This is a genomic window from Rhodococcus sp. P4_E4, assembly GCF_056401575.1.
Genome location: NZ_JBFUJB010000004.1, coordinates 94,962 through 108,858, shown reverse-complemented (window position 1 = coordinate 108,858; position 13,897 = coordinate 94,962). Strand labels below are relative to the sequence as shown.

Genomic DNA, 13,897 nt, shown 5'->3' with positions numbered 1-13,897 from the left:
TCATGTCCAATTTGTCGCCGAATTGTGCTGCCGTTTCGGCCTCGAAAATGGTGGACTGTCGTCCATGGATCCCCGAATCGCCGTGGCGAGCACGTACCTCGACGCGCTCCGTAGTCACGATGGCAGTTCCGTACCGCTGGCTCCGGACGCGGTACGTCACGAGGTCGGGTTGAAGACCGGATTTTCGGGGAATCATCTGCGGCGCAGCCTTTCCGGAGGTCCTCAGTATCGCGTGATCCGCGACATTCGTGAGGTGGAGTGGACGGTCGACGGGGACGACCTGACGGCTGACTACCTCCTTGACGCCGGGTTGTTCGGGCGCAACCTGATGACCGTTCGGGTTACCGAGACCTTCCGGATACCCGCTGACGATCACCGCATTCACCACATCACCGCGAAGATTCGACCGGCGCGCGCCAAGCACACGTGATGCGCTCGATCCGCTGGATCGTCTGTTCACTACTGATCGTTCTCGCTGGTCTCGGTTTTGCCGGCTCGGTGCTCGCGCTGTTCGTCCACACCCAGGTGAACGACACCGACAGCTATGTCGAGTCCGTTGCCCCGCTGGCTGCCGACCCCGCTGTCCAATCGGCGGTCGTTGATCGGCTGACCGAGGAATTGACGCAGCGGTTGGACGAGTTTCCGCAGGTGGTGACGAGACAGGCCGAGAGACTTGTTCGTGAGGCCGCTCAGTCGTTGGTCTCGAGCGACCAGTTTGCGACGCTCTGGACCGCGGCCAACCGTCGAGCGCACGCGCAACTTGCCGCGATGGTGACCGGCCGAGCCGCCGACGGCATAGTTCGGGCCGACGAAAGCGGAACGGTCACCGTCTCCCTCGAACCGGTCATGACGGAACTGAGGACGAACCTGCGCGATCGCGGATTCACCGTGATCGATCGCCTCCCGGCGCTCGATCCGCAGTTCGAGATCCTGCAATCCGACGAGTTGGTGCGGGCCCAGGATTTCTCGAACACTCTCGACCGAGCAGCAGCCTGGTTGCCGTGGGCGTCGGTGGCCTGCGCGATTGCGGTCGTCGCAGTTGCACCGGGGCGAATGCGCGCGCTGTCCCTGGTCGGGCTGGCGACGGCGGTGGCGATGATCGCCCTGCTGGTGGCGCTGGCCGTCGTGCGCCGGGTCTATTTACAGAATTCAGACATACCGTCGTCCGAGGCGGCTGTGGCGGTGTACGACGCGCTGGCAGTTTCCCTGGTCAGCAGTATCCGCGTGCTTCTCGCCTGCGGAGTTGCCGTCGCGGTGGTCGGTTACGTTGCCGGTGGTTCGCGTTCTGCGACGTTGATGCGAGCGCGGATCTCGCAACTGATCCCGCGCGGATCTGAGGCGAACAGCAGTACGCATCGGGAAGTCCCAGGACCACCTCGGTAAGCTCGACCTCTGGTATCTGTAAACAATTTCGACCTGGAGGTAGAAACGCGTGGCTCTCGTCGTCCAGAAGTACGGCGGATCCTCGGTGGCAACCGCCGAGCGCATCCGACGAGTCGCTGAACGGATCGTCGAGACCAAGAAGGCCGGCAATGATGTCGTCGTCGTGGTGTCAGCGATGGGCGATACCACCGATGAGCTGCTCGACCTGGCTCAGCAGGTGTGCCCTTCCCCGCCGGCCCGTGAAATGGACATGCTGCTGACCTCGGGTGAGCGCATCTCCAACTCCTTGGTAGCGATGGCAATTCACTCCCTCGGCGCCGAAGCTCGTTCGTTCTCGGGCTCACAAGCCGGAGTCATCACGACCGGCAGCCACGGAAACGCCAAGATCATCGACGTCACGCCGGGCCGTGTTCGCACCGCCCTCGACGAAGGCTCGATCGTTCTGGTCGCCGGATTCCAAGGCGTCAGCCAGGACAGCAAGGACATCACGACGCTCGGACGCGGTGGCTCCGACACCACCGCCGTGGCGTTGGCAGCTGCACTCAACGCTGACGTCTGCGAGATCTACACCGACGTCGACGGCGTCTTCTCCGCCGATCCGCGCATCGTCCCTGACGCTCACCGCCTCGAGACGGTTTCCTTCGAGGAAATGCTCGAACTCGCAGCGTGTGGTGCCAAGGTGCTCATGCTCCGGTGTGTCGAGTACGCCCGTCGTTACAACGTGCCTGTGCACGTCCGTTCGTCATACACCACCAAGCCCGGAACAATCGTGTCCGGATCGATGGAGGACATTCCTGTGGAAGAGGCCCTGATCACCGGAGTCGCGCACGATCGCGGCGAAGCCAAGATCACCGTTGTCGGATTGCCGGACACACCGGGACATGCTGCCAAGGTGTTCCGCGCTGTCTCCGATGCCGAGATCAACATCGACATGGTGCTGCAGAACATCTCCAAGGTGGAGACCAACAAGACGGACATCACCTTCACGCTGCCGACCGCCGACGGCCCCCGCGCCGTCGAGATCCTGACCAAGCGTCAGGAAGACATCGGCTTCACACAGATCTTGTTCGACGACCACATCGGCAAGGTTTCCCTGGTCGGTGCCGGAATGCGGAGCCACCCGGGCGTCACGGCCACGTTCTGTGAGGCACTGGCCAAGGCCGACATCAACATCGATCTCATCTCGACCTCCGAGATCCGCATCTCCGTGCTGGTCAAGGACACCGAACTCGACGACGCCGTGCGCGTTATCCACGCCGCTTTCGGTCTCGGCGGCGACGAAGAAGCTGTAGTACACGCAGGAACAGGACGGTAATTTCTGATGACAACAATCGCTGTTGTCGGTGCGACCGGTCAGGTCGGCATCGTCATGCGCACTCTGCTCGAAGAACGTAACTTCCCCGCGGACAAGGTGCGGTTCTTTGCATCGGCACGCTCCGCCGGTAAGAAGCTGACGTTCCGCGGCGAAGAGATCGTTGTCGAGGATGCCGAAGCAACGTCCGACGAGGATCTGAAGGGCATCGACATCGCCCTCTTCTCCGCCGGTGCGACGCTGTCTCGTGCGCAGGCTCCGCGCTTTGCCGCGGCCGGTGCGACGGTTGTCGACAACTCTTCCGCATGGCGCAAGGATCCCGAGGTTCCCCTCGTGGTCAGCGAGGTCAACCCGCAGGACACGAAGAACCTGGTCAAGGGCATCATCGCGAACCCCAACTGCACCACCATGGCAGCGATGCCGGTGCTCAAGGTTCTGCACGACGAAGCCGGTCTGCAGCGTCTGATCGTTTCCAGCTACCAGGCTGTGTCCGGTAGCGGCATCGCCGGCGTCGAGGAACTCCTCGGCCAGGTGCGCGCCGTTGTCGGTGACGCCGAGAAGCTGGTTCACGACGGCAGCGCCGTCGACTTCCCGGCTCCGAACAACTACGTCGCCCCCATCGCGTTCAACGTCCTGCCGCTGGCAGGTTCGCTGGTCGACGACGGAAGCGGCGAGACCGACGAGGATCAGAAGCTCCGTAACGAGAGCCGCAAGATCCTCGGACTTCCTGATCTGCTGGTTTCGGGCACCTGCGTGCGCGTTCCCGTCGTGACCGGACACTCGCTCGCGATCAACGCAGAGTTCGCGAACCCGCTCTCGGTCGCTCGTGCGAAGGAAATCCTCGCCGACGCTCCCGGAGTGGAGTTGGTCGAGGTTCCGACGCCGCTGGCCGCTGCCGGCGGCAACGCGTCGCTGGTCGGTCGTATCCGTCAGGATCCGGGTGTCCCGGAGGGACGCGGACTCGCGCTCTTCGTTTCGGGTGACAACCTCCGTAAGGGTGCCGCTCTCAACACGATTCAGATTGCCGAGCTGTTGGTCGGCTAGATCTTTCCTTCGGTACCGGCCCCGCACCTAGGTGTGGGGCCGGTGTCGTTTCAGCAGGAGCTCTAGTCGAGTTCGGAAATGGCGACCAGGCCGCCGAGGTACTCGGCATCCGAATACGCTTTGGCGAGAAGCACTCCGAGTTCACCAAGAGCTTCGTTGTCGCTGCCGTACGCGACAAACATGCCCGCTTCGGGATCGGTGCCGAAGCGGCCCTCCAGATGCGGTGCATCGCGGCCTACCACTGCGTGGGCGACCGACGCCCAGTCGTAGCCGGAGCCTTCGAAACCCTCTACCTGCTCGAATACCGCTGCTACCTTGCCGAAATGCTGGTCGGTGAGCATCAGTGACCAGTTGCCCGGAGACGTTTCGAAAAGCTGTAGCGGTTCGATCGATGGTGATGTCATGCGTGTATTGAAGCAGATCCGACCGACAGGTTTCAGTGGTCTGCTAACGCCCGACCGACTGAGCGAGCGCAACGGCAAAACTGGAAAGTCTTTCTCGGGTATAGGTTTCGGGGTCGCTGACGGCCAGTCGTCCGAGCATTTCGGCAAACGACATCATGGTGTGTGCGAGGAGAACCGGATCAAGGCCTTCGAGCTTCGGTTCGAGGGCAATCCCGGCACGCGCCAGTTCTTCGGCGCGGGCGAAGACAGCTCCGCGAGAGAGCTTCAGCAAGCCGTGATACTCGCTGGGGGCGTTCTCGACAGACGTCAGAATCAGGCGCCAGCGCGTCGGGTTCTCCAGTACGGCGTCGACGAAGGCGCCAACGGTTCCGGTGTATGACGCCGCTGGGCCGAGTTCGCTCAGATCCGTCGGCATGGTTTCGAGCACCTGAGCGATGGCTCGCTCGTGCTCGCGGCGCAGGAGTGCAGCGACGAGATCGGTCCTGGTATCGAAAATCGTGTAGAGGACGGGCTTGCCGACGCCGGCTTCGGCAGCGACGGATTCCATGCTGAGGTTGTGCAGGCCTACGCGGCCGGTGACCTCGAATGCTGCGTCGAGCAGCTGTTCGCGTCGTTGCTCGGGCGCCATGCGAGGGGCGTATTTGCGTCGCGGTGTATCCGTTGCGTCAGCTTGTGACCTGGTCATCGTGTGCCTCACCTCCGCTCCCACCCTAATCTGCCTGCCAATTCTTCGTGAATCATACGCAACCGTTGTATTCGTCGTCATCAATTGTTACGGTGGCGTTGTATTCGAAGAGGCGGTCAGTGAGGCGCCTCTGCCGAGATCTCTAGGAGAACAACCGCGATGACAGCGTCGACCTCTTTGGTGCCGAATGATCTGTTGCTCCATCCCTCCACTTACGATCGGCCGGAATTCGACGCGACCACGCGGAGACTGCTGGGCGCGACCGTCGACTGGTTCGAGGCGCGTGGAAAGAATCGACTTCTGGCCGACTATCACGACAAGACCTTTTACTCCGACTTCCTCGACTTCGCGGCAAAGGAAGGCCTGTTCGCGACTTTCCTGACCCCCGCCCGCGACAGCGGCGGTGACTCCGACAAGCGCTGGGATACCAGCCGTATCGCCGCGCTGTCCGAGATCCTCGGCTTCTACGGACTCAACTACTGGTACCCGTGGCAGGTGACCATTCTCGGCCTCGGGCCGGTGTGGCAGAGCGACAACGAGACTGCAAGGGCGCGAGCAGCTTCCGCTTTGGCTTCCGGAGGCGTTGCGGCATTCGGATTGTCCGAGAAAGAGCACGGCGCCGACGTCTACTCCACCGACATGGTCTTGACGTCGAACGGCAGCGGCGGGTACCTGGCCAGCGGTTCGAAGTACTACATCGGAAATGGCAACTGCGCCAACACGGTCTCTGTCTTCGGTCGTGTCGACGGAGTGGAGGGCGCCGATCAGTACGTCTTCTTCTACGCCGACTCGGACCATCCGGCATTCACCGTGGTGAAGAACATCGTTCCGGCCCAGATGTACGTAGCGGAGTTCTCACTCGCCGAATATCCCGTTGTGGCAGAGGATATCCTGCATACCGGCGAGGCAGCATTCAGTGCCGCGCTCAACACCGTGAACATCGGAAAATTCAACCTGTGTTTCGGCGGAATCGGTATGTCGACTCATGCCTTGTACGAGACGATTACCCACGCGCACAATCGAATCCTGTTCGGCAATCCCGTCACGGCGTTCCCACACGTACGACGTGAATTCGTCGACGCGTACGCGCGCCTGCTGGCGATGAGGCTCTTCTCGGATCGTGCGGTGGACTACTTCCGCACCGCATCGCCCGAGGACCGCCGCTACCTCTTGTTCAATCCCGTCACCAAGATGAAGGTGACAACCGAGGCACAGAAGGTGATCGGACTGCTCTCCGACATCGCTGCGGCAAAGGGCTTCGAGAAGGACAGCTACCTCGCGGTGGCCAAGATGGATGTCGACGGGCTGCCCAAGCTCGAGGGGACCGTCGCCGTCAATCTCGCCCTGATCGCCAAGTTCATGCCGGCGTACCTCTTTGCCCCCGAGTCATTTCCGGCGGTTCCGACGCGTAACGACGCAGCCGACGACGAGTTCCTGTTCCGTCAGGGCCCGGCACGGGGGTTGTCCAAGGTTCGATTCGACGACTGGCGAGCGGTGTACGCGAAGTTTGCGGATGTTCCCAACGTCGCACTGTTCGTGGAGCAGGCCGAAGCTCTCGTGACCCTCCTTGCCGAAGCTGCACCGGATGCGGCGCAGCAGGTCGACTTGGACTTCGGCCTGGCGATCACCGAACTCTTCACCCTCGTCGTCTACGGTCAGTTGATCCTCGAACAAGCCGAGATCTTGGGATTGGACGAGGGGCAGCGGAGCGATGGGGTGCTGGATCAGATCTTCGACGTCCTGGTCCGCGACTTCAGTGCTGCAGCGGTGGAGTTGTACGGAAAACCCAGCGCCAGTGAAGATCAGCAGCGGTTGGCTCTCGCATCTATTCGGCGCCCCGCGTTCGCGGCCGAGCGATTCGAGTACGTCTGGCAGCAAGTAGTCGCCTTGTCTGGTGCCTACGAAATGAACTGTGCAGGGTCAACGAACGGGGAGGAATGAAATGTCTGAACTGACGATGAATCGACCGCGTGAGGATTACGGCTTCTTCGGCCCAGGATCACCCAGTTGGAAGATCTGGGCGGCTCCGACAGCATTGATCGGTTTCCAGCGGTCAGTGGTGCTCGAGCACTTCGACCCCTTCCTTGCTGCCGCGGTGGCAGATATGAGCGGGATCTACAGCGATCCCGCCGGGCGACTCGACCGAACCTTGGCGTACTTCCTGACCGTCGCCACTGCCGACGGGCGGACGGCACTGGCGTTGTCCGACCATCTCATGACGGTTCACGCTCAGGCCACGGGTATCGAACCGATCACCGGAACTCGTTACAGTGCAAACAATCCGGCGTCACAACTGTGGATCCACGTGACCGGTTGGCATTCGGTGCTCAAGTGCTACGAGATGTACGGGCCGGGCCCACTCTCCGCCGTCGAAGAGCAGCGGTACTGGGAAGAATGCGTGATCGCTGCCGAACTGCAGACATGCAAAGCGTCCGACGTTCCGCGCTCGCGAGACGAGGTACGGGAGTACTTCGCTGAAGTCAGGCCCAGATTGTGTACCTCCGAGCGTGCCAACCGGGCGATGCACTACTTGTTGAGAACGCCAAGGGCGCAGGGGAAGACGAAGTTCGCGGCGTTCAGCCGATTGGTCGCGCCGGCCACTATTGCAACATTGCCGGGCTGGATGCGAACCATGGGCGGCTTCGATCAACCCGCTTTGTTGGACAGGGCAATTGCGCCCGCGGTGCGAACTGCGGTCCGGGTCGGCAGTTCACCGAAGAACATGACCACTGCTCTGAAGGTCATCGCGCCGATGACTGGCAAGGTGTTGGAGCGCCACCTGCGTGACGAGCAACCCCTCGACCCGAGAGTTGTCACCCCGGCGGAGATTCGGGAGCGATTCCCACGCGCCACCAAAGTTCCGCAGGCGGTCTGACGGAATTCACGGCTTTCGGCACCGCATCGAGATCTGCTCGATGCGGTGCTGGCACGTGTTCTGTTGTGCCTGAGGAGTACTACCTCAGGTTTTGAATGTGGTGTTCGCCGGCCGCGGGTGCTGCTGCGGGTCGATCGAGGGTGGTGGGATGAACCACGGTTTGTTGTCGACGCCGATGCGGATCACCCACTTCCCGACGAACCCGGCTTTGCGGTGCATCAACCGATGATGTGAACGGCACAGTAGGACAAGGTTGTTCATCACCGTGGGGCCACCGTTGGCCCAGTGCCGGATGTGGTGTGCATCGGTCCACGCGGGCACACATGTGCAGCCGGGGAAGGAGCAGCCTTTGTCTCTCGCGATCAGCGCCACTCGCTGCTCCGCGGTGACCAACCGTTTCCCGGGTTTCGCATCGAGCGGCGCGCCGTGACCGTCGAGCAGCACAGTCGAGAGGAAACAATCGCACCCGAGAAGCCTTGTCTGCGAGACGGACAGTGGTCCGAGCCACGGCATATGTCCGACATCAAGATCCGACACAGCCACTCCGTCACCAGAAGCAGCGGGTGCGGCGGCGCAGTCCCGATGCTCCGCGAGATCACGTGCGTTGATGTGCACGTTCACGTGCGGCCGCTGACCACCATCGGTGCCGGTTTTGGCGCATTCCAGATAGCGGCGGATCAGTTCGGTGAACCCGTCCGCGGTCCGCTTCGCCGCCGACCGGGAATCCGGGGTTCCATCGGGTGCCGGGGTGGGCATCGTCAGATTCGACAGGGCCGATAGCAGCATTTCACCGGTGAGAGCATCGAAATCACCGCGCACCACCACTCGACCGTTCAGTGTCGATGCGATCCGCAACTCGTTGCGGTCGATGTCTTCGGCGGGTGGAATCTCATCGGATTCGAAGATTCGCTCCAAGGTCGCGATAACACTCCGGACTTTCGTGGTCGTCGACTCCACGCCCGACGCAGCAGCCAACAACAAATCGATGCACTTCGGTAGCGCTTCCTCCGGCATCCCCTTCGGTGGTGATTCGCAGAACGCCACGATCAACACGGCATGCTCGAACGAGCAGTCCCCGACATCGAACCGAGCAGCCACCGCGGGAAACGGCCGCAGCGCCGCACCGAGGGCGGCGATCTTCTTCCCGTCCCGGATCTGCAGCATCGTGTTCGCCGCCAACCAGGACCCCACTCCGCGGCTGGCAATCACCTGATCATCCGGGCGCATTGAGAGTTCGTCGACCACCGCCACCCGAACAGCCTCGAGACGAAGAATCTCCGCGCTCGCCGACACCGCAGCAGCACGCAACTCAGAAGCAGGCAACCGCCACAGGCGTCCGCGCAACCCCACCGCAGAACCCGACACCACATCCGACAACAGAACACTCATTGAATCCCCCGATCCCCTACACACAAGAATACTCGAACATGCGTTCGAGTCAAGAGTGTTTTCGAATCCTCGATTCGATCCCGTCAAGGAGGATCTGTAGGCCCTGAGTAAATGACTCTTCGGTTTCTCGTTCGAGATAGAAGTCGCCGCCCGGTATCGGTGGTGCCTCCCGACCCAACTGCACCGTGTGGGGGAAGTCGTCCGCGAAATCCGGTGCAGCATCGGCCAGTGCAGCAGAAGACTCTGCCCACCAATGAGATTCGGAATCTCCGATGGTCGAGGCGCTCCGGATCTCAGCTAAGGTCCGCGCGGACCCCCGGATGAAATGGAAAAGCATGCTCACCGATCTGCGGATGGTCGGAGCATCGAGACCCGTGGAGTAGAGAATGGACAGGAGTGATTCGAGTCCTGCCTGCTCGTGCGGACCCAGGACGGGGCGCGCCAACGAGACATCCAATGTCCACGGATGGCGTGTATGTAGGGCGAAGAGTGCGGCGGCCCAGTCGGACAGTGCCATGCGCCAGTCGCCGGTGTCTGCGATCGGCGGTAGCTCGGCATGCACCCGGTCGTACATCAGGTCCAGTAGTTCGTCCTTTCCCGGTATGTAGGTGTACAGAGACATCGCAGTGCGGCCGAGGTGGTCGCCGATCATGCGCATCGACAACGGTGTCGTGGGGTTGGCGTCGGCGACTTCGATCGCGGCGTCAACGACTGAGTCCGTGGACAGCGCGGGCTTCGGTCCTCGGCGGCCGGAAGGCGTCTCGGGTTGACGCCACAGAAGTGAAATCGTGCGTGCGATATCGCGTCGGCCTGCCTGTTTGTTCATCTTGTCGCTTTCGTGGAGTCGCGCTATTCTTAATTACTTTACAGTGTAAAGATTTGGGAGTGGGCATGGTTGAGGCAAGACTTCACGACGGGACAACTATCGATGTCGAGGTTCTCGGACATGGCCCCGCCGTGCTGATGCCCGTGAATCCGATTTCGGCTGCCGGCATCAAGGCTGACGAACTGCGCGCCTGGGGCGTTGACCCCTCGCTCGGTCGAACGTTCATGGAAGGGTTGGCGTCGAACTTCACTGTGGTTGCCTTCGACTACGAAGGGCACCGGATGGCGTCGCCCGCTCCGGACACGCTCACTCCCGACAACATCACGTCCGACATTCTGGCTGTGGCGAATTCGGCTGGGATCGACCAGTTCGCCTACTACGGATACTCCTGGCTGGCTCTGCGCGGATTGCAGTTGGCGCTGCGCACCGATCGTCTGACCGCACTGGTCATGGGTGGTTTCCCGCCGGTGGATGGGCCGTACAAGGCGATGCTCCAGGTTACCGAAGCTACACACCGCATGACGAGTGAACCGCCCCAGCGCACATCACAACCCACGGCATCATCAGACGAGTTCGATTGGAACTCCATAGACATTGCGTTGACCGGAGCGCAGACCCGGCAGTTCGTGACGCTGTACCGCGCACTTGGTGAATTCGACGATCGAACAATACAAGGGCGCATCCTTTGTCCGCGAATGTGTTTCGTCGGTTCGCAAGACGTCATCGAATACGGTGACCGATGGGGTGGGGTACGGGTCGCGCCGGCCGATCTCGACCTCGACGCCGCTCGGTCGGCAGGGTGGGATATCGAGGTACTAGACGGTCTGGATCACACGCAGGCAATGCAACCGGCTCATGTTCTGCCCATTCTCAAACCTTGGTTGGAGAAGGTGGTCGGTGTTTGACCGTGCGAGCACACGGGTAACCCGCTCCGGATGCCGTCAGCGTGAGGGGGCCGTGAGTGGACGAGTCACACAAGATCCGTCGACGATCGTTTGTTCAAGGGCTTGGCTTGCTGGCCGGCCTGAGTGCATTGTCCGCTGGATCAGCGACAGCTCGACCCCCTGACATCGATCCGCTACGCCCATTCCAACTTCCGTCACCCCGGCTGGAACCGTTTCGGGAGACCCTTCCTGTTCTGCCGGGCATTTCGGGTGGCAACCTGGAGCTTCGCGCGGCTTCGTCGATGCACCGTTTCCATCCGGACCTACCGTCGTCGCCGTCGCTGGGTTACGGCGGAATGGATTATCTGGGCCCCACCATCGAAGCTCACGTCGATCAGCTCGTCACAGTCCGATATGCCAATGACATTTCTGCGTATCCGCTTGCCGCGGATGTCGATCCGGGTCTGCACGGCGTCAGCGACCTCGACCGCACACAGGTCCCCACCTCGCTTCACCTGCACGGAGGAGTTACTGCACCACAGTTCGACGGACATCCGGAGTTGATCCAGCGTCCGGGCGAAGGTTTGGTCCACGAATACACGAATGGTCGTGCCGCCGGCAATCTCTGGTACCACGATCACGCCATGGGAATGACGCGCCTCAACGTCTACGCCGGATTGGTCGGGATGTATTTTCTCCGTGACGACGTTGACACGGGCGCCGCCGGGAATTCTCTCGGCCTGCCGACCGGTGAGTTCGAACTCCCGATGATTCTGCAGGACAAGGTATTCACTTCCGACGGTCAGCAGAGTGTCCGTTCCACGTGGCTCACTCCGCAAGGTTCATGGGATCCGGCGACCCCCGGTGACGTTGGCGTGGTGAACGGCGTCGTGTGGCCGAAAGTGGAGGTTGCCCGCGGCCTGTATCGATTGCGACTGCTCAACGCCGCAACCTATTCGGTGTGGAATCTGCATTTCGCAAATCGTATGCGGTTCTGGGTGATCGGGTCCGAAGGCGGTTTACTGGCCGCTCCGGCGCCGACGGATCACGTCCGGTTGAGTCCGGGTGAACGCGCTGATCTGCTGGTCGACTTCAGTATGCTCGAGCCGGGCACAACGGTGGAATTGCGCAACGACGAACCGGTACCCCTTGCGGTGGCTCAACGCGGCACGCAGGTGATGCCGGTGTTCTGTCGGTTCGACGTGGGCAGCGCAAAGGGATTCACCGGCTCGATCCCGCAGCAGCTGAATTCCGTTGCCGCCGAACCGGCGTCCCCGGATGTGGTGCGAAATCTCACGATCATGCAGCTGTCGCGTCCGTCGGATTACCCGTCGATCACTATGTCGCTCAACAATTTGAGGTTCACCGATTCGGATATCGAACTGCCACGTCAGGGGGCCGTCGAGCAATGGAATCTGATCAACATCACCACGGAACCACATCCGATTCATCTGCACCTGGTGGCGTTCCGCGTTGTGGGACGCCAGAGCCTCGACACTGCAGCACTGATGCAGCGGTATCCGGTGCCTGACTTGGGGGTCCGGTGGACGCCGTCGGCGGAGGAATTCGTGACCTCTTCGCTGCGGCCTCCCGAAGTGTGGGAAACGGGGGAGAAGGACACGGTCATCGTGGATGCCAACTCGATCACCCGCGTGATCGTGCGCTTTCCGACGGCCGACGAGTTGGGCTTCGATCCGGATGCAACTTTCGCGAGAGGTTCCATGGCAGATCACTCGGCGCACGGAGAAGCTGGCATGGGGGACTTGCAGGGGTACGTCTGGCACTGCCACATGCTCGATCACGAAGACCACGACATGATGTTGCGATACCGGGTGGTGACGTAGCCTTCAAAGGGAGAAAAGTTCCCAGAGGAGGCAGCTGTGTCGGAAGGTGCGCCCACCGGGCCCCTGGACGGATATCGGGTGATTGAACTCGGAACCTTGATCGCCGGGCCCTTCGCCGGGAAATTGCTCGGCGACATGGGAGCCGACGTGATCAAGATCGAATCACCGGACCGTCCAGACCCGCTTCGTACCTGGGGTCAGGCAGAGCAGGACGGTCATCGATTCTTCTGGACGGTTCACGCCCGCAACAAGCGGTGTGTGACGTTGGACCTTCGCGTCGACGCGGGCCGCGACCTGTTTCTGAATCTGATCGAACATGCCGACGTGGTGGTCGAGAACTTCCGGCCGGGCACCCTCGAGAAGTGGGGTCTGGGATTCGACGTGCTGAGCGCGCGCAATCCGAAGTTGGTGTTGGCCAGGGTATCCGGCTACGGGCAGAGCGGACCGCAAGCCAAGAGCGCCGGCTACGCCTCGGTTGCCGAAGCAGTCAGCGGATTTCGGCATCTGAACGGTTATCCAGGGCAGGCACCCCCGCGTATTGCCCTTTCACTCGGAGATTCTCTCGGTGGGATGTTCGCCGTTCAGGGAGTGCTGGCGGCGTTGCTCTCGCGAGAGCGGACCGGCCGTGGTCAGGTGGTCGACGTTGCCCTCACGGAATCCTGTCTGGCGGTGCAGGAATCCACGATCCCGGACTACGATCGGGGCGGGATCATCCGGCAGCCCTCGGGAACGAGGTTGGAGGGTATCGCACCGTCCAACATCTACCAGACCTCTGAAGGAAACTGGGTGGTGATCGCGGCCAATCAGGACACGCTCTTCGTGCGTCTGTGCACCATCATGGGTCGACCGGAACTAGCGCAAGACGACCGATTCTCCAATCATGTTGCGCGTGGCAAACATCAGGACGAGCTCGACGAATTGATCAGCGCCTGGGTTGCGCTCCAAGATCCCACCAGTCTCGTGGAACGCCTCACCGAAGTGGGAGTTGTTGCCGGGCCGATCAATACGGTTGAAGATGTGGTCAAGGATCCGCAGCTGATCGAACGGGGGATGCTCGTCGACCACTACGACGAGCGGATCGGGGAAAACGTCCTCGGCCTGGGCGTCGTGCCTACATTCAGTGAGACACCCGGATCCGTTCGCAACGCGGGAGCAGCGTCGCCGGGGTACGACAACGCTTCGGTCTGGGGTGGGCTCCTCGGACTCTCGGGCGACGAGCAGACAGAACTGAAGAAGAAGGGCGTGATCTGA

The 13,897-nt window shown here is 61.7% G+C and carries 13 protein-coding genes; 9 read left to right on the top strand and 4 right to left on the bottom strand.

The window, feature by feature from the left end:
- The first annotated feature begins 64 nt into the window (after positions 1–64).
- The 4 genes from AC1DVN_RS06620 to AC1DVN_RS06605 are packed head-to-tail and all read left to right on the top strand — an operon-like array spanning position 65 to position 3,739.
- Positions 65–430, top strand: a complete 366-nt coding sequence (locus AC1DVN_RS06620; RefSeq protein ID WP_003943492.1) for a DUF8021 domain-containing protein — start codon at positions 65–67, stop codon at positions 428–430.
- Positions 430–1,383 (top strand): hypothetical protein, encoded by a 954-nt coding sequence (locus tag AC1DVN_RS06615; RefSeq protein ID WP_477846651.1) that lies wholly within the window; start codon positions 430–432, stop codon positions 1,381–1,383. The genes AC1DVN_RS06620 and AC1DVN_RS06615 overlap by 1 nt, the downstream gene beginning before the upstream one ends.
- A gap of 49 nt (positions 1,384–1,432) precedes the next feature.
- Positions 1,433–2,698: an aspartate kinase gene (locus AC1DVN_RS06610; RefSeq protein WP_019746567.1), complete on the top strand. Its 1,266-nt coding sequence runs from the start codon at positions 1,433–1,435 to the stop codon at positions 2,696–2,698.
- A gap of 6 nt (positions 2,699–2,704) precedes the next feature.
- Positions 2,705–3,739, top strand: a complete 1,035-nt coding sequence (locus tag AC1DVN_RS06605; RefSeq protein ID WP_019746568.1) for an aspartate-semialdehyde dehydrogenase — start codon at positions 2,705–2,707, stop codon at positions 3,737–3,739.
- A 62-nt stretch (positions 3,740–3,801) separates the two neighbouring features.
- Here the strand turns inward: AC1DVN_RS06605 and AC1DVN_RS06600 are convergent, their stop codons facing one another.
- Positions 3,802–4,143: an Imm51 family immunity protein gene (locus tag AC1DVN_RS06600; protein WP_021332919.1), complete on the bottom strand. Its 342-nt coding sequence runs from the start codon at positions 4,141–4,143 to the stop codon at positions 3,802–3,804.
- Positions 4,144–4,186: 43 nt separating this feature from the next.
- Complete coding sequence (locus tag AC1DVN_RS06595) at positions 4,187–4,828, bottom strand: TetR/AcrR family transcriptional regulator (protein ID WP_020905924.1); 642 nt, start codon at positions 4,826–4,828, stop codon at positions 4,187–4,189.
- A 159-nt stretch (positions 4,829–4,987) separates the two neighbouring features.
- On the opposite strand from AC1DVN_RS06595, the gene AC1DVN_RS06590 reads away from it, so the two are divergent.
- Together AC1DVN_RS06590 and AC1DVN_RS06585 are read left to right on the top strand one after the other, a co-directional pair.
- Positions 4,988–6,769 carry an acyl-CoA dehydrogenase family protein gene (locus AC1DVN_RS06590; protein WP_029254305.1) on the top strand — a complete coding sequence of 594 codons (1,782 nt, stop codon included), beginning with the start codon at positions 4,988–4,990 and terminating at the stop codon, positions 6,767–6,769.
- 1 nt (position 6,770) lies between these two features.
- Positions 6,771–7,703, top strand: a complete 933-nt coding sequence (locus tag AC1DVN_RS06585) for an oxygenase MpaB family protein (protein ID WP_019746572.1) — start codon at positions 6,771–6,773, stop codon at positions 7,701–7,703.
- 84 nt (positions 7,704–7,787) lie between these two features.
- On the opposite strand, the gene AC1DVN_RS06580 is transcribed toward AC1DVN_RS06585, so the two are convergent.
- A complete protein-coding gene (locus tag AC1DVN_RS06580; RefSeq protein WP_477993629.1) occupies positions 7,788–9,092 on the bottom strand; it encodes an HNH endonuclease signature motif containing protein in 1,305 nt (434 codons plus the stop codon).
- 49 nt (positions 9,093–9,141) lie between these two features.
- Positions 9,142–9,918 (bottom strand): TetR/AcrR family transcriptional regulator, encoded by a 777-nt coding sequence (locus AC1DVN_RS06575; protein WP_355335713.1) that lies wholly within the window; start codon positions 9,916–9,918, stop codon positions 9,142–9,144.
- Positions 9,919–9,983: 65 nt separating this feature from the next.
- Here AC1DVN_RS06575 and AC1DVN_RS06570 point away from each other — a divergent pair, with 65 nt between their 5' ends.
- The 3 genes from AC1DVN_RS06570 to AC1DVN_RS06560 are packed head-to-tail and all read left to right on the top strand — an operon-like array spanning position 9,984 to position 13,897.
- Positions 9,984–10,823 carry an alpha/beta fold hydrolase gene (locus AC1DVN_RS06570; protein ID WP_046377827.1) on the top strand — a complete coding sequence of 280 codons (840 nt, stop codon included), beginning with the start codon at positions 9,984–9,986 and terminating at the stop codon, positions 10,821–10,823.
- A 56-nt stretch (positions 10,824–10,879) separates the two neighbouring features.
- The gene (locus AC1DVN_RS06565) at positions 10,880–12,646 is read left to right on the top strand and encodes a multicopper oxidase family protein (RefSeq protein WP_020905930.1); all 1,767 of its coding nucleotides are present in this window, start codon (positions 10,880–10,882) and stop codon (positions 12,644–12,646) included.
- 36 nt (positions 12,647–12,682) lie between these two features.
- Positions 12,683–13,897, top strand: coding sequence for a CaiB/BaiF CoA transferase family protein (locus tag AC1DVN_RS06560; protein ID WP_019746577.1), 1,215 nt, complete (start codon positions 12,683–12,685; stop codon positions 13,895–13,897).